The 18094-nt window shown below is 64.3% G+C and carries 15 protein-coding genes and 1 pseudogene; 7 read left to right on the top strand and 9 right to left on the bottom strand.

The genetic code is table 11. The features are described from left to right. Positions 1 to 117: 117 nt before the first annotated feature. Complete coding sequence (locus IAE39_RS17425; protein ID WP_201204756.1) at positions 118 to 1266, top strand: patatin-like phospholipase family protein; 1149 nt, start codon at positions 118 to 120, stop codon at positions 1264 to 1266. A gap of 99 nt (positions 1267 to 1365) precedes the next feature. Here the strand turns inward: IAE39_RS17425 and IAE39_RS17420 are convergent, their stop codons facing one another. Both IAE39_RS17420 and IAE39_RS17415 read right to left on the bottom strand, forming a co-directional pair. Continuing rightward, entirely contained in the window at positions 1366 to 2112 is a 747-nt protein-coding gene (locus IAE39_RS17420; RefSeq protein ID WP_442968451.1) for an MlaA family lipoprotein, read from the bottom strand. A 73-nt stretch (positions 2113 to 2185) separates the two neighbouring features. Then, entirely contained in the window at positions 2186 to 3484 is a 1299-nt protein-coding gene (locus IAE39_RS17415) for a serine/threonine protein kinase (protein ID WP_201204752.1), read from the bottom strand. A 190-nt stretch (positions 3485 to 3674) separates the two neighbouring features. Here IAE39_RS17415 and IAE39_RS17410 point away from each other — a divergent pair, with 190 nt between their 5' ends. After that, positions 3675 to 4052, top strand: a complete 378-nt coding sequence (locus IAE39_RS17410; protein ID WP_201204750.1) for a hypothetical protein — start codon at positions 3675 to 3677, stop codon at positions 4050 to 4052. On the opposite strand, the gene IAE39_RS17405 is transcribed toward IAE39_RS17410, so the two are convergent. Next, positions 4044 to 5615 carry a glycoside hydrolase family 17 protein gene (locus IAE39_RS17405; protein ID WP_201204748.1) on the bottom strand — a complete coding sequence of 524 codons (1572 nt, stop codon included), beginning with the start codon at positions 5613 to 5615 and terminating at the stop codon, positions 4044 to 4046. The two genes, IAE39_RS17410 and IAE39_RS17405, sit on opposite strands and share 9 nt — an antisense overlap. A 197-nt stretch (positions 5616 to 5812) precedes the next feature. Between IAE39_RS17405 and IAE39_RS17400 the strand changes: the two genes are divergently transcribed. From IAE39_RS17400 to IAE39_RS17390, 3 genes are all read left to right on the top strand, one after another. Further along, positions 5813 to 6673, top strand: coding sequence for a glycine betaine ABC transporter substrate-binding protein (locus tag IAE39_RS17400; protein ID WP_201204746.1), 861 nt, complete (start codon positions 5813 to 5815; stop codon positions 6671 to 6673). A gap of 275 nt (positions 6674 to 6948) precedes the next feature. Then, positions 6949 to 7260 carry a DUF485 domain-containing protein gene (locus tag IAE39_RS17395; RefSeq protein WP_201204745.1) on the top strand — a complete coding sequence of 104 codons (312 nt, stop codon included), beginning with the start codon at positions 6949 to 6951 and terminating at the stop codon, positions 7258 to 7260. Next, entirely contained in the window at positions 7257 to 8921 is a 1665-nt protein-coding gene (locus IAE39_RS17390; protein ID WP_105945961.1) for a cation acetate symporter, read from the top strand. The genes IAE39_RS17395 and IAE39_RS17390 overlap by 4 nt, the downstream gene beginning before the upstream one ends. A gap of 56 nt (positions 8922 to 8977) precedes the next feature. Here IAE39_RS17390 and IAE39_RS17385 read toward each other — a convergent pair whose 3' ends face one another. After that, positions 8978 to 9130: a DUF3309 family protein gene (locus IAE39_RS17385; protein ID WP_012271016.1), complete on the bottom strand. Its 153-nt coding sequence runs from the start codon at positions 9128 to 9130 to the stop codon at positions 8978 to 8980. A 315-nt stretch (positions 9131 to 9445) separates the two neighbouring features. On the opposite strand from IAE39_RS17385, the gene IAE39_RS17380 reads away from it, so the two are divergent. Together IAE39_RS17380 and csrA are read left to right on the top strand one after the other, a co-directional pair. Further along, the gene (locus IAE39_RS17380) at positions 9446 to 10255 is read left to right on the top strand and encodes an SDR family oxidoreductase (RefSeq protein ID WP_201204744.1); all 810 of its coding nucleotides are present in this window, start codon (positions 9446 to 9448) and stop codon (positions 10253 to 10255) included. 120 nt (positions 10256 to 10375) lie between these two features. After that, a pseudogene (gene csrA / locus IAE39_RS17375) lies at positions 10376 to 10549 on the top strand (carbon storage regulator CsrA); the annotation flags it as partial. 10 nt (positions 10550 to 10559) lie between these two features. Here the strand turns inward: csrA and IAE39_RS17370 are convergent. From IAE39_RS17370 to mnmC, 5 genes are all read right to left on the bottom strand, one after another. Next, positions 10560 to 10787, bottom strand: coding sequence for a YheU family protein (locus IAE39_RS17370; RefSeq protein WP_051099660.1), 228 nt, complete (start codon positions 10785 to 10787; stop codon positions 10560 to 10562). 84 nt (positions 10788 to 10871) lie between these two features. Then, positions 10872 to 12056, bottom strand: a complete 1185-nt coding sequence (locus IAE39_RS17365; protein ID WP_201204741.1) for an osmoprotectant NAGGN system M42 family peptidase — start codon at positions 12054 to 12056, stop codon at positions 10872 to 10874. Positions 12057 to 12244: 188 nt separating this feature from the next. Further along, positions 12245 to 13990 (bottom strand): N-acetylglutaminylglutamine synthetase, encoded by a 1746-nt coding sequence (gene ngg / locus IAE39_RS17360; protein WP_201204739.1) that lies wholly within the window; start codon positions 13988 to 13990, stop codon positions 12245 to 12247. Between the two features lie 3 nt (positions 13991 to 13993). Beyond that, positions 13994 to 15781, bottom strand: coding sequence for an N-acetylglutaminylglutamine amidotransferase (locus tag IAE39_RS17355; RefSeq protein WP_201204737.1), 1788 nt, complete (start codon positions 15779 to 15781; stop codon positions 13994 to 13996). A gap of 233 nt (positions 15782 to 16014) precedes the next feature. Next, the gene (gene mnmC / locus IAE39_RS17350) at positions 16015 to 17979 is read right to left on the bottom strand and encodes a bifunctional tRNA (5-methylaminomethyl-2-thiouridine)(34)-methyltransferase MnmD/FAD-dependent 5-carboxymethylaminomethyl-2-thiouridine(34) oxidoreductase MnmC (protein ID WP_201204735.1); all 1965 of its coding nucleotides are present in this window, start codon (positions 17977 to 17979) and stop codon (positions 16015 to 16017) included. Positions 17980 to 18094: the final 115 nt, after the last annotated feature.

The following is an 18094-nucleotide window of genomic DNA, read 5'->3' as shown; positions in this document are numbered from 1 at the left end:
GCGGGTAAACCCGCTCCTACAAGGGATCACCGCCTGATGTAGGAGCGGGTTCATCGGGGCGCCGAACCGCCGCGAATAGGCCAGGCCTGCCTACACATCAACCCCAGGAAGGACTCCATGGCCCCACCCCCGGTAACCGGTCTTATCCTTTCTGGCGGCGGCGCTCGCGCCGCCTATCAGGTCGGTGTGCTGGCCGGCATCGCCGAGCTGCTGCCCGCCGGCGCGCATAACCCGTTCCCGGTCATCGTCGGCACCTCTGCCGGGGCCATCAACGCCGTTACCCTGGCCAGCGGCGCCACCCAGTTCAACGACGCCGTGCAACGGCTTACCCGTTTCTGGCAAAACTTTCGCAGCCACCTGGTCATCCGCAGCGACTGGCCCGGCGTGGTGCGCCAGGCCAGCCGCTTTGTCGGCCATAGCCTGCTCGGCCTGGGCGGCCAGGCGCCAGTGGCCTTGCTCGACAGCAGTCCGTTGCGGGGCTTGCTGGAGGCGCACCTGAACCTGGACGGCATTGGCCATTCGCTGGCTGCCAACCAGCTACGCGCCGTCGCGGTGACTGCGTTCGGCTATGAGTCCGGTCAGGCGGTAACCTTCTACCAGGGCCGCGACACCATCGAGGCCTGGTTGCGCCACCGCCGCATCGGGGTGCCCACGCCACTGAGCATCGACCACCTGCTGGCCAGCGCGGCGATCCCGCTGCTGTTCGCCCCGGTGCAACTGGGCGACGAGTACTACGGCGACGGTGCGGTACGCCAGTCGGCGCCGATCAGCCCGGCTTTGCACCTGGGCGCCAGCCGGGTGCTGGTGGTCGGGGTCAGTGGCAACCCGCAGCGGCCGGCGCCACCGTTGCCGACCCAGCGGGTGTTCAGCGGCCAGCAACCGAGCCTGGCGCAGATTGGCGGGCACATGCTCAACAGCACCTTCATCGACAGCCTGGAAGACGACATCGAACTGCTGCAGCGGCTTAATCACCTCAGCCGGTTGTTACCGGCGCACCTGGACGCCCGGCGCCTGGGGTTGGCGCCGATCGAGGTGCTGGTGGTGGCGCCCAGCCAGCCGCTGGACGAAATTGCGGCGCGGCACCGGCGTGAGTTGCCGGCGGCGCTGCGCCTGTTCTTGCGTGGGCCGGGGGCGACGCGTACCAGTGGGGCGGGGGTGTTGAGCTATTTGTTGTTCGAGGCGAGTTATTGCAGCGAGCTGATCGAGCTGGGGCGCAGGGATGCCCTGGCGAAGAAGCGCGAGCTGTGTCAGTTCCTGGGGATTTGAGGTTGCTTGTTCTGGCCTATTCGCGGGTGAACCCGCTCCTACATCGGACTACATACCCTTTGTAGGAGCGGGTTTACCCGCGAATAGGCCCGAGCAGGCTTACTCAGCTATCTGCAACTTGCGCGCCTGGGTATACACATACCTTACCTTCTCGTACTCGAACGGCGAGTTCAGCTGGCCATAGCGGAATTTGGTGGTATAGCGCTTGTCCACCACGCGCAGGGCAAAGATTTCCGGGTGGTCGGTGCTGGCTTCGGCCACGTTCAGGTAGTTGATCGCTTGCTCGCCGGCATAGTCCACCACCAGCCCGGTGGTATCGCGCAGGTTCGACGGGCCCAGCAGCGGCAGCATCAGGTACGGCCCTTCCGGTACGCCGTAGAAGCCCAGGGTCTGGCCAAAGTCTTCGCTCTGGCGTGGCAGGCCCATGCTGGTTGCCGGGTCCCACAGCCCGCCCACACCAATCAGGGTGTTGAACATCAGCCGTGCGGTGATCTCTGCCGAGCGCTTGGCCTTGAGCTGCAACACGCTGTTGAACAGGTTTGGCACATCGCCCAGGTTGTTGAAGAAGTTGCTCACCCCGGTACGCACGAAGCCTGGCGTTACATACTGGTAGCCGTTCACCAACGGCAGCAGCACCCACTGGTCGAGCCGGTAGTTGAAGTGGTAGATGCGCCGGTTCAGCGACTCCAGCGGGTCGTACACGTTCAGCGCCTCGAGGGTGGAACGCTCGAACTCGCGCTGGTCCAGCCCAGGGTTGAATTTAAGTTCGCGCAACGGGTCGAGAAAGCCATCGGCCTCCGGTACCAGGGGGGCCGTGCCGACCACCTGCGGGTCGGCCTCGACCACACTGGCCCGTGGGGCGGTTTCGGCGGCCAGGGTGTGGCCGGCGGCAAGCAGGGCAGTGGCGAAGAGGAGTTTGTTAACCACGGAAGAACTCCAGCATGGCGTCACTGTTGACGCGGTAATTGAGGTTGCCGCAATGGCCGCCATGGGGGTAAAGGGTCAGGCGGTCACCGAACACCTTGCGCAGGAAACCGATGTCGCCGGGGCCGAGGATGACGTCGTCGGCGTTGTGCATCACGGCGATCTTGTCGCTGCTGCGCAGGTAGTCTTCCAGGGCATACAGGCTGACCTGGTTGACCAGTTGCAGGATGCTGTTGCCGTCGGTGCGGGCACGCCACATCGGGATCACCTGCTCGGTCATGTAGCAGTCGAAGTCGCACTGCAGGGCACGCTTGAAGAACGGCGTGAGGCTGCTGCCCTCGGTAATCGGGAACTTCGGCGGAATGATCAGGCCACGGCGGTTGATCAGGTCGGAGGTAAAGGCAATGTCGGCCGCCGAGAAGCGGAACGAGGTGCCGATGAGCATCGCCATCTGTTCGTTGGACAGGTGCTGTTTGGACTGTTGGAAGTCGTACAGCAAGGCGTCGTTGAGGTCGATGTAGCCCTTGTCCTGGAAGTAGCGGGTGAGCTTTTCCAGCATCAGCTCGTAAAAGGTGGTGCTGCGGTCGATGCCCTTGACCTGGGTTTGCACCAGCTTGTCGAGGTTGTTGATCGAGGTGTACAGGTTGACTGGCGGGTTCAGCAGCAGCACGCGCTTGAAGTTGAAGCTGCGGCGGGTTTCGTCCAGGTGGCTGACGAAGGCGGCATCGAGCGCACCCAGGCTGTAGCCGGTCAGGTAGAACTCGCTGATCGGCAGGCGCGGGTGCTGGGCACGCACGGCCTGCATCACCCGGTACATGTCTTCGGCGTCTTCCTGGCTGATGCCGGGGGTGGCGAAGCGCGAGGCGGCGCTCATGAAGTCGTAGCTGGTCGGTGACGACAGCTGCACCACGTGGAAGCCGCCCTGGTAGAACAGCTTCTTCAGGTATTCGTTGATGCTGCTGCTGTAGGGCGCACCCGTGCCGGCGATGATGAAGATCAGCGGCGCTTCGTGGTCTTGGCGGGCCAGGCGGTACTTGAGCTTTTTCACTGCCCAGAAGTTGTCGGGCAGGGTGAACTCACGCTCCGGGCGCAGGTTCAGGCTGTAGTCGGATTGGTCGATGTCATCGTCGCTGGGCAGGGTCGGGCGCTGGTCCGGCGGCGTGGTGGCAATGGTTGCCTCGAACGGGTTGGTCAAGGGGTAGCCATAGCTTGCTGCGTCGATATCCCGCGCAGAAGCGGCCACAGCCATGAGCAGGCTGCCGAGCAGGGCAGCGAGGCGCAAAGATCGAAGCATGTAATCCCCCAAAAAAACGCAAGGTCGAGCAGTGTGCAGGCTAGGACCACATCGAGCTGGGCAAAGTTGCCTGGTGCGGTGGCCTTTGGTGTGCTTGTTATCTGCAACATAGCTGCAGGGTTGTGATTTTGCCTTACAACTGGGCATAAGCGATCATGGATGCTTTCGATTACCGCTATTGGAGAACAGGATGTCTCGTTCGCTGCCGGTTGCGCTGCTGGTGCTTTGTATCGGGCTGTGGCTCGCGGCCAGCTATGGCGTGCGCTACGGGCTGATGGAAGATGGCCAGTGGGTGGGGCTGTGTACGGTACCTACGGCGTACTGGCAGTGCGAGGTACGCGCCTTGCTGGGGCTGGGTATTCACCACCAGGTGCTGGCCTGGGGTGGCCTCGGCCTGGCGCTGCTGGCGCAGCTGGTTGCCGGCCGCGCTGGCTGGTGGCTGGCGGTGCTGGCCCTGGTGTTCGCGGTGCCGGCGCTGGTGCTGTACACCGCCAGCATTGCCGTGTTTGCGCTGGTGCTGGCGGGGTTGCGCCTTGTAAGAGAAGACAAAGCGACGCGGTCATTGTAGGAGCGGGCGCACCCGCAAACTGCGCCACAACGCTGCCGTCATCAACACACTCACCACTGCCCAAGCCCAGGCCTGCTGGCTCTGCAACCCTTCGACAAACAACTGCGGCGCCACCCCGGCACCGACGATAAACGCCAGCAACGCCACCTCGCCCCGCCGCGCGCGCACCGGCCACAGCACATACACCAGCGCCGGCAATGCCAGCGCCGCGCTGGGGAAGCTGCGGTAGCGCGGGTCGAACACCATGGCCAGCATGCTCACCGCCGCAGCAAAGCCCGCCGCCAGCAACAACCAGCCGGCCCGCGCCTGCAGCCAGGCGAACACCCGCTCGCGCCAACCCGCCCGCTGTGCCAGCGCCAACAGTGCATGGGCCAGCACCAGCAGGTTCAGCCCGGCCAGGGCCAGCGCCCATAACCACTCCCAGGCAAAGCGCGCATGGGTGCGCATCAACTCGCCCCACAAACCCAGGCAGCCGGCGCCAAACGCTGCCAGCAACGGCAACAGCACCGCTGCCAGTGGCGTAGCAGGGCGCCCGGCCAGTACCAGCATCACCCCCATCAGCACGGCACTGGCCAGCAACCACTGTGGCCAGTACTGCAGGTTGCTCACCGGCCCTTCAAGCACGCCCTTGTCCTGGCGGTCGGCGTCGTACAGGCCCCAGTAACCCCCCACTGCGCCCTCGTTGGCGCGCTTCCACGGCTGGTCGAACGCTTCGATCAGGTTGTAGTGCCAGCCGTTACTCTCGGCCATGGCCACAAAACCTCGAATGAAGCGCGCCTCGTTGACCCGGCTGGGTACCGCGGTCTCGCGCTGGCGGCCTTCGCTGGGCCAGCCGGTTTCGCCAATCACAATGTCCTTGGGCGCAAAGCGCGTGCCGAACACCCGGCGCACATCCGCCACATGGGCCAGGGCTTCGTCGATGCCGCGCGGGTCGTCTTCCCAGTAGGGCAGCAGGTGGATGGTCAGGAAGTCCACCGCCGGGGCAACCTGTGGGTGCTGCAACCAGAACTCCCAGACATCGGCGTAGGTCACCGGCACCTTCACCTGGCTTTTCACCCGGGCAATCAGCTTGGCCAGGTGTGCACCGGTCACCTCCTTGCGCAGCAGGGTTTCGTTGCCGACGATCACTGCGCTGACCACGTCGGGGTTGGCGTTGGCGGCGGCGATCAGCAGGTTGATTTCCCGGTCGGTATCGGCCGGGTGGCTGTTCACCCAGGCGCCGAGCATCACCTTCAGGCCGTGCTTGCGCGCCAGCGCCGGGATTGCCTCGAGACCGGTCATGGAATAGGTGCGAATGCACTGGAATCGCTCGGCCAGCAGGGCCAGGTCGGCGTCCATGCGCTGCGGGCGCAGGCGAAACGGCTGGTCGTAGGGCGACTGGTCCTTGTCGAACGGGGTGTACGAGGCGCATTGCAGCTTGTGCGTAGGGCTGGCTGCGTCGGGCAGTTGCACCGGCTTGCCCAGCCCGTACCACAGTGCCCCCAGCCCCAGCAGGGCCAACAGGCAGGCAAGCAGGTACAACGGCAGCAGCAGGCGGGCAGAACTGGGCATCGGGCGGTCCATCGTCAGGCGCAAAAGGGTAGATAGTAGCCCGGCGCCAAACCTTTGGCATGCAAGGATCGCGCAGGCCACTGTAGGCCGATGGCGCTAATGGCACAGTGCTGTCGCATATGGGGCGGGTACAGGTCGCAGCTGGATCAGGTCGCCCGGTGTGGCAGGAAGATGATGCAATCTCCAAGACCTGACGAGGGGATGCTTTGATGGCAACTTTGAAAAAAATGCGACGTTTCCTGGGTGTAGGCACCGCCCTGGTACTGGGAATGAGCGCAGCACAGGCAATGGCCAAAGAAGTCAGCATTGGCTACGTGGATGGTTGGGCCGACAGTGTGGCGACCACCAACGTGGCCGCCGAAGTGATCAAGCAAAAACTCGGCTACGACGTGAAGTTGCAGGCCGTGGCCACCGGGATCATGTGGCAGGGTGTGGCGACCGGCAAGCTCGACGCCATGTTGTCGGCCTGGTTGCCGGTGACCCATGGCGAGTACTGGGCCAAGAACAAGGACAACGTGGTCGACTATGGCCCGAACTTCAAGGACGCCAAGATCGGCCTGATCGTCCCTGAGTACGTCAAGGCGGTGAGCATCGCCGACCTCAAGACCGACAGCAGCTTCAAGCAGAAGATTGTCGGCATCGACGCCGGTTCCGGCGTGATGATCAAGACCGATCAGGCGATCAAGGACTACGACTTGAGCGGTTACAAGCTGCAGGCCAGCTCTGGCGCGGCGATGACCGCAGAGCTGGGCCGTGCCTATGCCAAGCAGCAGTCGATTGCGGTGACCGGCTGGGTGCCGCACTGGATGTTCGCCAAGTGGAAACTGAAGTTCCTCGAAGACCCTAAAGGCGTGTACGGCGCGGCAGAGACCGTGAACAGCATCGGCAGCAAGGAACTGGCGACCAAGGCGCCGGAAGTGGCGGAGTTCCTGAAGAAGTTCAACTGGCAGTCGAAGGACGAGATTGGTGAAGTGATGCTGGCGATTCAGGAAGGGGCCAAGCCTGAAGCGGCGGCCAAGGACTGGGTGGCCAAGCACCCTGATCGTGTGAAGGAGTGGACTGGCAAGTGATCACCCGATAGGGCCAATGTTGTTTGTTCGCGGCGGTTCGACGCCTCGATAAACCCGCTCCCACAGGGATTTCCATAGTCATCAGAGTTGTGCAAATCCCCTGTGGGAGCGGGTTTATCGAGGCGTCGAACCGCCGCGAATAGGCCATCAGCTTTGTTACGAAATCGGTAAAACACCGTTGCATCTAAGACTAAGGTCGTCTGGTTGGCGTCCAACAGCTGCATAAAGTAAGGGTGTGGGTTCCATCCCCTACCTGTGCTGCTAGGACAAAAACAATGAACGACAGCATTTACCTCTCGATACAAAACAGCCCCCGCTTCAAGGAGCTGGTTACCAAACGCGAACGGTTCGCCTGGATTCTCTCGGCGATCATGCTCGGCCTGTACTGCGCCTTCATCCTCCTTATTGCCTACGGTCCTCAGATACTGGGCGCCAAGCTCAGCCCTGAATCGTCGATCACCTGGGGCATTCCCCTGGGCGTCGGCCTGATCATCTCGGCATTCGTCCTGACCGCCATCTACGTGCGCCGCGCCAACGGCGAATTCGATGAGCTGAACAAGGCCATCCTGAAGGAGGCGCAACAATGATTCGCCACGCCAAAACCCTGGCCGTCCTGGCCTGCGGAGCCTTTGCACCCGCCGTGTGGGCCGCCGATGCCCTGACCGGCGAGGTGCAGAAACAACCGCTGAACGTTTCTGCGATCGCCATGTTCGTGGCCTTCGTCGCCTTTACCCTCGGCATTACCTACTGGGCTTCAAAGCGCAACAAGTCGGCATCGGACTACTACGCCGCCGGCGGCAAGATCACCGGTTTCCAGAACGGCCTGGCGATTGCCGGCGACTACATGTCGGCGGCCTCGTTCCTGGGGATTTCCGCGCTGGTGTTCACCTCTGGCTATGACGGCCTGATCTACTCGATCGGCTTTCTGGTCGGCTGGCCGATCATCCTGTTCCTGATTGCCGAACGCCTGCGCAACCTGGGCAAGTACACCTTCGCCGACGTGGCCTCGTACCGCCTCGGGCAAAAGGAAATCCGTACCCTGTCGGCCTCCGGTTCGCTGGTGGTGGTGGCGTTCTACCTGATCGCGCAGATGGTCGGTGCCGGCAAGCTGATCGAGCTGCTGTTCGGCCTGGACTACCACGTGGCGGTGATCCTGGTGGGTATCCTGATGTGCCTGTACGTGCTGTTCGGCGGCATGTTGGCCACTACCTGGGTACAGATCATCAAGGCCGTGCTGTTGCTGTCCGGTGCCAGCTTCATGGCCCTGATGGTGATGAAGCATGTGGGCTTCGACTTCAACACCCTGTTCTCCGAAGCGATCAAGGTACATGCCAAGGGCGAAGCGATCATGAGCCCGGGCGGCCTGGTCAAAGACCCGATCTCGGCGTTCTCGCTGGGCCTGGCGCTGATGTTCGGTACCGCTGGTCTGCCACACATCCTGATGCGCTTCTTCACGGTCAGTGACGCCAAGGAAGCCCGCAAGAGCGTGCTGTACGCCACCGGCTTCATCGGCTACTTCTACATCCTCACCTTCATCATCGGCTTTGGCGCCATCCTGTTGGTCAGCACCAACCCGGACTTCAAGGACGCCGCCGGCGCCCTGCTGGGTGGCAACAACATGGCAGCGGTGCACCTGGCCAATGCCGTGGGTGGCAGCGTGTTCCTCGGCTTCATCTCGGCAGTGGCCTTCGCCACCATCCTGGCGGTGGTCGCCGGCCTGACCCTGGCCGGTGCCTCGGCGGTGTCCCACGACCTGTACGCCAGTGTATGGCGCAAGGGCAAGGCCAACGACAAGGACGAAATCCGCGTATCGAAGATCACCACCGTCGCCCTGGGCGTGCTGGCGATCGGCCTGGGTATCCTGTTCGAGAAGCAGAACATCGCCTTCATGGTCGGCCTGGCATTCTCCATCGCTGCCAGCTGCAACTTCCCGGTACTGCTGCTTTCGATGTACTGGAAGAAACTGACCACCCGCGGCGCCATGATCGGCGGCTGGCTGGGCCTGGTGAGTGCGGTGACGCTGATGATCCTTGGCCCGACCATTTGGGTGCAGATCCTCGGCCACGAAAAACCGATCTACCCGTACGAGTACCCGGCGCTGTTCTCGATGGCCATTGCCTTCGTCAGCATCTGGTTCTTCTCGGTCACCGACAAGTCCAAGGCGGCTGACGACGAGCGTGCGCTGTTCTACCCGCAGTTTGTCCGTTCGCAGACGGGCCTGGGGGCATCGGGCGCTGTTTCGCACTGATCCGTTGGGTAATAAAAAAACCGCGCCTTGGCGCGGTTTTTTTTATGTTTGCGGCGCTAGATCATGCCTAACAGCAACAACACCAGCAGAATCACCAGCACCACGCCAACGATGCCGGACGGGCCATAGCCCCAGCTGCGCGAGTGCGGGAATACCGGTAAGCCACCAATCAGCAGGAGGATCAGGATGATGATCAGAATCGTGGTCATGACGGAATCCTTGCGTGGTTGAGGGTCAAGGGCCTCGGACTGCTGGCCTCTTGTAAATTCGGACCTTTGCTGTTTGTGAAAGATTCCATTTGTGTGGTGCCTGTGAGGGCCTCTTCGCGGGTAAACCCGCTCCTACAAGGACCGCGCTGCCTTAAGGCCTGTGGTGAACCTGTGGGAGCGGGTTTACCCGCGAAGAGGCCCGCCCAGGTTAACCACATATTCATGCCCCCCCATTCACTACCCTGATGAACCCTGCCATCACCCGACCCCTTGTTTAGACTGCTCTCGACAGCCATCAGAACAAGGCCAGCCACCATGCAAAACCGCATCATGATCACCGGCGTCGGGTCCGGCCTCGGTCGCGAGATCGCCCTGCGCTGGGCGCGTGAGGGCTGGCGCCTGGCGCTGGCCGACGTCAACGAAAACGGCCTGCGCGAAACCCTGGAGCTGGTCCGCGCGGCTGGTGGCGAAGGCTTCGTCCAGCGTTGTGACGTGCGCGACTACAGCCAGCTCACCGCCCTAGCCCAGGCCTGCACCGAACAGTTCGGCGGCATCGACGTAATCGTCAACAACGCTGGCGTGGCCTCGGGTGGGTTCTTCGCCGAGCTGTCGCTGGAGGACTGGGACTGGCAGATCGCGGTCAACCTGATGGGCGTGGTCAAGGGCTGCAAGGCCTTCCTGCCGCTGCTGGAGCGCAGCAAGGGGCGCATCATCAATGTCGCCTCGATGGCCGCACTGATGCAGGGGCCGGGCATGAGCAACTACAACGTGGCCAAGGCCGGCGTGCTGGCCCTGTCGGAGAGCCTGCTGGTCGAGCTGCGCCAGCAGGAGGTGGCGGTGCATGTGGTATGCCCGTCGTTCTTCCAGACCAACCTGCTGGACTCTTTCCGCGGGCCGAACCCGGCGATGAAGGCGCAGGTTGGCAAATTGCTGGAAGGCTCGCCGATCAGCGCCGCGGACATCGCCGACTACATCCACCGCCAGGTCGCTGCCGGCGAGTTCCTGATCCTGCCCCATGAGTCCGGGCGCCAGGCCTGGGAACTGAAGCGTCAGGCACCGGAGCGGCTGTATGACGAAATGGCCGAAATGGCGGCGAAAATGCGCACCAAGGCTCAATCGCGGTAAATGGTCTGTAGGAGAAGTTACCCATGAATGTAGGGCTCTTCTGAATCGTAGTGGAGCTATTGAGTAGCTGAATGCCTACGAGGCAGGCTCCGGTTTTCCCATTCGCAGGAGGATCGGAACATGCTGGTAATCGGGCGTGAAGTAGGGGAGATCATCGTCATTGACGATGACATCCGGATCATGGTGGTGGAAACCCGCGACGGGGTGGTGCGCTTTGGCGTGGATGCACCACGTGAGGTGCCGGTGCACCGGGCCGAGGTGTACAAGCGCATCCAGGAGGCCAGCCAGGACAAGTGCGGGGCTGCTAGTCGAGCAGCTCCCGAGGCACGTCATGCCGGGCGAGCAACTGGCACTGCTGGCTCTCGGGGTCGAACAAGATGAATGCCTGGCCCTTGGCCAGTGCCTGGCGCACCCGCAGCACACGGGTTTCCAGCGGGGTGTCGTCGCCGTTGTCGGTGCCGTCGCGGGTGACGAAGTCTTCGATCAGGCGGGTCAGGGTTTCGGCTTGCAGTTGGTCGTAGGGAATCAGCATGTCGGGCGGTGTCTCGGGTGTTGGTGTGGGCATGCTACGCGAAACATTTGGTATTTTGGGGCTGCAATGCAGCCCCCGAGGCCCTCAAGCCTTGTTACCTACCAGGCTATCCACCGCCGGCACCCGGGTATCGCTCTCCATCTGCGCATCATGCTCCAGCTGGTGGCTGAACCGCTCCAACGACGCATTGGCCGGCTGCGAATCACTGGCAAACACCGGTGGGCTCAGCAGGTACGCCGACAGCAACCGGCTCAACGCCGCCAGGCTGTCGATATGGGTACGCTCGTAGCCATGGGTGGCATCGCAGCCAAACGCCACCAGCGCCGTGCGAATATCATGCCCCGCGGTCACCGCCGAATGGGCATCGCTGAAGTAATAGCGGAACAGGTCGCGGCGCACCGGCAGGTCGTGCTCGCCGGCCAGCTTCAGCAAATGCCGGGACAGGTGGTAGTCGTAAGGCCCTGACGAGTCCTGCATGGCCACGCTCACGGCGTGCTCGCTGGAGGCCTGCCCGGGCGCTACCGGGGCAATGTCGATACCTACGAACTCGCTGACATCCCAGGGCAGGGCACCGGCTGCACCCGAGCCGGTTTCCTCGGTAATGGTGAACAGCGGGTGGAGGTCGATCAGCGGTTGCTGGCCACTTTCCACCACCGCCTTCAGCGCTGCCAGCAGCGCCGCTACGCCCGCCTTGTCGTCAAGGTGGCGGGCGCTGATATGGCCGCTTTCTGTGAACTCGGGCAGCGGGTCGAAGGCGACGAAGTCACCAATGCTCACACCCAGTGCCTCGCAGTCGGCGCGGGTGGCACAGTAGGCGTCCAGGCGCACTTCCACGTGTTCCCAACTGACCGGCATCTGGTCGATGGCGGTGTTGAAGGCATGCCCGCTGGCCATCAGCGGCAGCACGCTGCCACGGAACACGCCAGTGTCGGTGAACACGCTGACCCGGCTGCCTTCGGCGAAGCGGCTGGACCAGCAGCCGACCGGTGCCAGCGCCAGGCGGCCATTGTCCTGCAACTGGCGCACGCTGGCGCCGATGGTGTCGAGGTGGGCGGACACCGCGCGGTCGGGCGAGGTTTGCCGGCCCTTGAGCGTGGCGCGGATGGTGCCGCGGCGGGTCAGCTCAAAGGGGATACCCAGTTCGTCCAGGCGTTCGGCCACGTAGCGCACGATGGTGTCGGTGAAACCGGTGGGGCTGGGGATGGCGAGCATCTCCAGCAGCACGCGTTTGAGGTAGTCGAGATCGGGTTCGGGGTGTCGTTCGGACATGGTTTGGGACTCCTTGCTCCTGTGCCGGCCTCTTCGCGGGTGAACCCGCTCCCACAGGTACCCCACACGCCCTGAGGGCAATCACAGGGATCCCACAGGCCCTGAGGGCAATCACAGGAACCCACAGGCCCTGAAGGCAATGCGGTACCTGTGGGAGCGGCTTTAGCCGCGAAGAGGCCGGCACGGGTTTACGCCAAAGGCCGGCTATGCGGAAACAGCAGGTCAATAAAGCGCTCGGCCGTAGGCTGCGGTTCATGGTTGGCCAGGCCGGCACGTTCGTTGGCTTCGATGATCACGTACTCCGGCTGCCCGGCATCGCGCACCATGAAGTCCAGCCCCACCACCGGTATTTCCAGCGCCCGCGCAGCGCGCACAGCCGCGTCGGCCAGCACCGGGTGCAGGCGTGCGGTGACATCTTCGAGGGTGCCGCCGGTGTGCAGGTTGGCGGTACGCCGCACCGCCAGGCGCTGGCCGGCAGGCAACACGTCGTCATAGGCAAAGCCCGCCACCCGCAAGGTGCGTTCGGTTTCGTCATCCAGCGGAATGCGGCTTTCGCCACCAGTAGCCGCCTGGCGCCGCCGGCTTTGGGCTTCGATCAACTGGCGCACGCTGTGCTTGCCGTCACCCAGCACCTGCGCCGGGTGACGAATGGCGGCAGCCACCACTTCGTAACCGATCACCACGATGCGCAGGTCATGCCCGGCATGGAAACTTTCCAGCAGTACGCGGCTGTCGAACTGGCGTGCATGCGCAACCGCCTGGGTAATCTCGTCAATGCAGGCCAGGTTCACCGCCACGCCTTGGCCTTGCTCGCCATCGACCGGCTTGACCACCACCGCGCCATGCTCCTCGAGAAACGCCAGGTTGTCGTCGGCATTGCCGGCCAGTTGCTGCGCCGGCACCTGTAAGCCTGCGTTGAGCAGGGCATGCTGGGTCAGGCGCTTGTCCTGGCACAGGGTCATGGTCACGGCGCTGGTCAGGTCGCTGAGCGATTCACGGCAGCGAATGCGGCGCCCGCCCAGGCTCAGGGTGAACAGGCCGCCAGCCGCGTCATCCACATGGACCTCGATGCCGCGGCGCAGCGCTTCGTCGACGATGATACGCGCGTAGGGGTTAAGGTCAGCTTGCGGCCCCGGCCCGAGGAACAGCTGCTCGTTGATGCCGTTCTTGCGCTTGACCGCGAAGGTGGGCAGGTTGCGAAAGCCCAGCTTCTGGTACAGGCGCTTGGCCTGGCGGTTGTCGTGCAGTACCGACAGGTCGAGGTAGGCCAGGCCCCGGCTCATGAAGTGCTCGATCAGGTGGCGCACCAGCACTTCACCGACGCCAGGGCGGGTGCAGTGCGGGTCTACCGCCAGGCACCACAGGCTGCTGCCGTGCTCCGGGTCATCGAAGGCCTTGGCGTGGTTCAGGCCCATGACGCTGCCAATCACCGCGCCGCTGTCTTCGTCTTCGGCCAGCCAGTACACCGGGCCGCCCAGGTGCCGCGGGGTCAGCAGCTCGGCGTCCACCGGCAGCATGCCGCGCGCCTGGTACAGGGTGTTGATCGCCTGCCAGTCGGCCGGGTTCTGCGCCCGCCGCACGCGAAAGCCACGGAACACCCGCTGCGCAGGGCGGTAGTCGGTGAACCACAGGCGCAGGGTGTCGGACGGGTCGAGGAACAGCTGTTGCGGGGCCTGGGCCAGCACCTGCTGCGGGGCTGCCACGTACAGGGCGATGTCCCGTTCGCCGGGGCGTTCGTCGAGCAGGTCCTCGGCCAGGGAAACCGGATCGGGGTAGGTGTGGCCAATCAGCAGCCGGCCCCAGCCGCAGTGCACGGCACGCGGCTGGTCGTGGGGCTGGCTGCCGTCGCCGGCCAGGCGCGCCTGCAGGCGCTCGTAGGACGGCGCCTGGCCGCGCAACAGGCGCTGACCGTAAGCGATTTCGTGGGCTTTCATCGGTCAGATTCCTTGTTCGCTCAGCCACAGGTTAAGCGCTGCCAGCTGCCACAGCTTGGAACCCCGCAGCGGCGTCAGCTGGCCGTGCGGGTTGCTCAGCAGGCGGTCGAGCATGGCCGGGTTGAACAGCCCGCGGTCCTGGCTGGGGTCGGTCAGCAGCTCGCGCACCCAGCCCAGCGTGGCACCTTCCAGGTGCTTCAGGCCCGGTACCGGGAAGTAGCCTTTCTTGCGGTCGATCACCTCATGCGGGATCACCCGTCGCGCCGCCTGCTTGAGCACCTGCTTGCCGCCATCAGGCAGCTTGAAGCGTGCCGGGATGCGCGCCGACAGCTCCACCAGGCGGTAGTCGAGGAACGGCGTGCGCGCCTCCAGGCCCCAGGCCATGGTCATGTTGTCCACCCGCTTGACCGGGTCGTCGACCAGCATCACCGTGCTGTCCAGGCGCAGGGCCTTGTCCACCGCGTCTGCTGCGCCGGGGCGGGCAAAGTGCTCACGCACGAAGTCGCCAGCGGCGTCGGTTTCCAGCAGCCACGGCGCCTGCACGGTGTCGCGGTACTCGGCATGGCTGCGGTCGAAGAAGGCATCGCGATAGGCGGTAAAGGCATCGTCGGCGCCGTCCACCTGCGGGTACCAGTGGTAGCCGGCAAACAGCTCGTCGGCACCCTGGCCGCTCTGCACGCCCTTGCAGTGCTTGGCCACTTCGCGTGACAGCAGGTAGAAGGCGATGCAGTCATGGCTGACCATTGGCTCGCTCATGGCGCGGAACGCCGCCGGCAGCTGGTCGATGATTTCGTGTTCGGCAATGCGCAACTGGTGGTGGCGCGTGCCGTAATGCCTGGCGATCAGGTCGGAGTACTGGAACTCGTCGCCGCGCTCGCCGCCGGCATCTTCAAAACCGATGGAGAAGGTCGACAGGTCGTCCACGCCCACTTCGCGCAGCAGGCCGACCAGCAGGCTGGAATCGACCCCGCCGGACAGCAGCACACCGACATCGACGGCCGCGCGTTGGCGGATGGCCACAGCGTCGCGGGTGGCGTCGAGCACACGGGTGGTCCAGCCTTCCAGGTCCAGTTCACGCTCGTCGGGGTTGGCGCCGTATTTCAGCTGCCACCAGGTCTGGCGTTCCACTTCGCCATGGCGGTCGATGCGCATCCAGGTGCCAGGCTCCAGCTTTTGCACGTTGGCCAGCAGGGTGCGCGGCGCCGGCACCACGGCGTGGAAGTTCAGGTAGTGGTTGAGCGCCACCGGGTCGAGCATCGGGTCAATGTCGCCGCCCTTGAGCAGCGCTGGCAAGGTCGAGGCAAAGCGCAGGCGCTCGCCGTTACGCGACAGGTACAGCGGCTTGACGCCAAGGCGGTCGCGGGCCAGGAACAGGCGCTGGTTGTCGCGCTCCCAGATGGCCAGGGCGAACATGCCGTTGAGCTTGGGCAGCAGCGCCGCGCCCCAGGCATGGTAGCCCTTGAGCAGCACTTCTGTGTCGCCGTCGGACCAGAACTGGTAGCCCAGGTCCTGCAGCTCCTGGCGCAGCTCGGGGAAGTTGTAGATCGCGCCGTTGAAGGCCAGTGACAGGCCCAGGGTGTTGTCGACCATCGGCTGCGCCGAGCCGTCGGACAGGTCCATGATTTTCAGGCGCCGGTGGCCGAGGGCAATCGGCCCCTGGCTATGGAAGCCCCAGGCATCCGGGCCACGCGGGGCCAGGTGATGGGTGATGCGCTCTACCGCAGCCAGGTCGGCTGGGCGAGGGGCTTGGTCGATGGGGGTGAAACGCAACTCTCCTGCTAATCCGCACATAAGTCCTTACCGGTTTTTCCGTTGGGGAGGTGATGCCCCGGATTAGGGCACCTTAAGGAACTGACCTGTGTGCTTTGTGAGAGTTTTAGAACAATCTGTTATATGAAAAAAAGCTGGACTGCCGTGTTTTCTGTGGGAGCGAGTTCACTCGCGAAGAAATCGGCGCGGTGCATGGCACCGGCTACGCCGGTGTTCGCGGGTGAACCCGCTCCCACAGAGCATCCCCCGGCCCTTCACTTACCTCGGATAAGCTTGCGCAACCCAAACCTATTCGGGTGACAAGCCTCTGCCACCGCCCGCGGCAACGGCAGCGGTTCCCCGCACACCCAGGCCGCCACCAGTTCCCCACTCAACGGCGCCGTAATCAACCCGCGCGAGCCATGCCCGCTGTTCACATACAACCCACCCAGCCAAGGGCAGGCCACCTCTGGCACCTGCCGCGCATCGCGCCCCAGCACCGCATACGCCTCGGCAAACGCCTGCCCATCCGCCACCGGCCCTACAATCGGCAAGTAATCCGGGCTGGTACAGCGGAACGCCGCACGCCCTTGCAACTGCTCAGGGTCCAGCTCGGCCACACCCAGGCGCTGGGCCAGATCCGTAGAAATCTCCTCCAGCAAGGCCAGGTTGCCCTGATGCTCGGCCACCGTCGGCGCCAGGTCTTCACTGTGAAAATCAAAACTCGCACCCAAGGTGTGCTCATCACCACGCGGGGGTGCCACATAGCCCTCCGCGCACACCACGGTGCGCAACGCCCGGCTGCTGGCGGTGGCCGGCAAGCGTGTAACCTGCCCACGGATGCGCTTGAGCGGCAGCCCTGCACAGGCTTCAAACCGGCGTACCTCGGCAGCCCCGGCCAGGATCACCACCGGCGCGCTGGCCAGCAGGTGTTCGCCCGCCCAGGCCTGCCACTGCTCATCGACCTTGCGCAGCTCGATGACTTCCTGATGCGTCACCAGCCGAATGCGCGGGTGCTGCAATTGCTGCTGGCACAGCGCTGGCGGGTGCACCCAGCCACCTTCGGGGTAGAACAGCCCGCCAGCCGGCAAGGCCACCCCGGCGATGGCTTCGGCCTCGCTGCGCGCCAGTGTGTGCAGCAGGTCGTAGTCGAAGGCGGCAGCCAGCTTGCCCTGGCGCTCGGCCTCCTTGCTGTCGAACGCCAGCTGCAGCACGCCGCAGGCATCCCAGTCATGGCCGCGCTGCATGCGCTCAAGCTGGCGCCGTGTGTAGCCGAACCCCGACAGAATCATCTGCGAGAGCGCCGTGCCGTGGGCCGACAGCTTGAGGTACAGCACCCCCTGCGGGTTACCGGAGGCTTCCTGCGCGGGTGCCGGGTGGCGCTCCAGCACGGTCACCTGCCAGCCACGCCGGGCCAGGCTGGCGGCGCTGGTGCTGCCAGCCAGCCCGGCACCGATCACCAAGGCTTCGCGCGGCCCCGGTGCGGCAGGCGGGCGGGCGTACCAGGGGGCGGCGGGGCCGGGCAGGGCGCCGACGTAGGCGCCACTCATCACCTCCCACTTCTTGCCGATGCCGGGCACCTTCTTCATGGCAAAGCCGGCGTCGACCAGGCTGCGGCGTACCCAGCCGGTGGTGGTGAACGTACCCAGTACCGTGCCGGCGTGAGACAGGCGCGCCAACTGGGCGAACAGCGCCGGGGTCCACATGTCGGGGTTCTTGGCCGGGGCGAAGCCGTCGAGGAACCACACGTCAATCTGCGCATCCAGTTGCGGCAGCTGTTCCAGCACATCGCCGATCAGCAGGGTGAGGGTGACCCGGCCATCGGCGAAGGTGAACTGCTGAAAGCCCGGGTGTACGGCCACGTACTGCGCCAGCAGCGGCTCGGTGTAGGCGGCAAGTTCAGGCCACAGGCGCACGGCGCGGGCCATGTCGGCGTGGCCGAGGGGGTACTTTTCGACACTGACGAAATGCAGGCGCGCATCAGCGTGCGCATGCTGTTCGAATAATTGCCAGGCGCAGAAGAAGTTCATGCCGGTGCCAAAGCCGGTTTCGCCGATCACCAGGCTGGTGTGCGGCGCCAGGCCGGCAAAGCGCTCGGCCAGACGGGTCTGGCCGAGGAACACGTGCTTGGTTTCTTCGATGCCTTCGTTGACCGCGAAATAGACGTCGTCGTACTGCCGCGAATGGGGGCGGCCCTGGTCGTCCCAGTCGATCTGGGCGTGCTGGAGGAGGGTGGACATGGTTGGCTCGGTTGCAGCGGATGGCGCGATTTTATGCCATCCGCAAGGTTTGCATAGGCTGTACTGGCCTCTTCGCGGGTAAACCCGCTCCCACAGGATTACCACAGGTTCTGAA

The sequence above is a fragment of the Pseudomonas sp. S37 genome (assembly GCF_016658545.1).
In the GTDB taxonomy this organism is placed as follows: domain Bacteria; phylum Pseudomonadota; class Gammaproteobacteria; order Pseudomonadales; family Pseudomonadaceae; genus Aquipseudomonas.
This window is presented reverse-complemented; position numbering and strand designations above follow the sequence as displayed.

What these genes read in the sequence shown, in the direction of transcription:
- ngg (WP_201204739.1), bottom strand. Translation starts at nt 13,990, where the DNA reads ATGAAAGCCCACGAAATCGCTTACGGTCAGCGCCTGTTGCGCGGCCAG.
- mnmC (WP_201204735.1), bottom strand. Translation starts at nt 17,979, where the DNA reads ATGTCCACCCTCCTCCAGCACGCCCAGATCGACTGGGACGACCAGGGC.
- IAE39_RS17425 (WP_201204756.1), top strand. Translation starts at nt 118, where the DNA reads ATGGCCCCACCCCCGGTAACCGGTCTTATCCTTTCTGGCGGCGGCGCT.
- IAE39_RS17380 (WP_201204744.1), top strand. Translation starts at nt 9,446, where the DNA reads ATGCAAAACCGCATCATGATCACCGGCGTCGGGTCCGGCCTCGGTCGC.
- IAE39_RS17415 (WP_201204752.1), bottom strand. Translation starts at nt 3,484, where the DNA reads ATGCTTCGATCTTTGCGCCTCGCTGCCCTGCTCGGCAGCCTGCTCATG.
- IAE39_RS17410 (WP_201204750.1), top strand. Translation starts at nt 3,675, where the DNA reads ATGTCTCGTTCGCTGCCGGTTGCGCTGCTGGTGCTTTGTATCGGGCTG.
- IAE39_RS17395 (WP_201204745.1), top strand. Translation starts at nt 6,949, where the DNA reads ATGAACGACAGCATTTACCTCTCGATACAAAACAGCCCCCGCTTCAAG.
- IAE39_RS17370 (WP_051099660.1), bottom strand. Translation starts at nt 10,787, where the DNA reads ATGCTGATTCCCTACGACCAACTGCAAGCCGAAACCCTGACCCGCCTG.
- IAE39_RS17400 (WP_201204746.1), top strand. Translation starts at nt 5,813, where the DNA reads ATGGCAACTTTGAAAAAAATGCGACGTTTCCTGGGTGTAGGCACCGCC.
- IAE39_RS17390 (WP_105945961.1), top strand. Translation starts at nt 7,257, where the DNA reads ATGATTCGCCACGCCAAAACCCTGGCCGTCCTGGCCTGCGGAGCCTTT.
- IAE39_RS17405 (WP_201204748.1), bottom strand. Translation starts at nt 5,615, where the DNA reads ATGGACCGCCCGATGCCCAGTTCTGCCCGCCTGCTGCTGCCGTTGTAC.
- IAE39_RS17365 (WP_201204741.1), bottom strand. Translation starts at nt 12,056, where the DNA reads ATGTCCGAACGACACCCCGAACCCGATCTCGACTACCTCAAACGCGTG.
- IAE39_RS17385 (WP_012271016.1), bottom strand. Translation starts at nt 9,130, where the DNA reads ATGACCACGATTCTGATCATCATCCTGATCCTCCTGCTGATTGGTGGC.
- IAE39_RS17355 (WP_201204737.1), bottom strand. Translation starts at nt 15,781, where the DNA reads ATGTGCGGATTAGCAGGAGAGTTGCGTTTCACCCCCATCGACCAAGCC.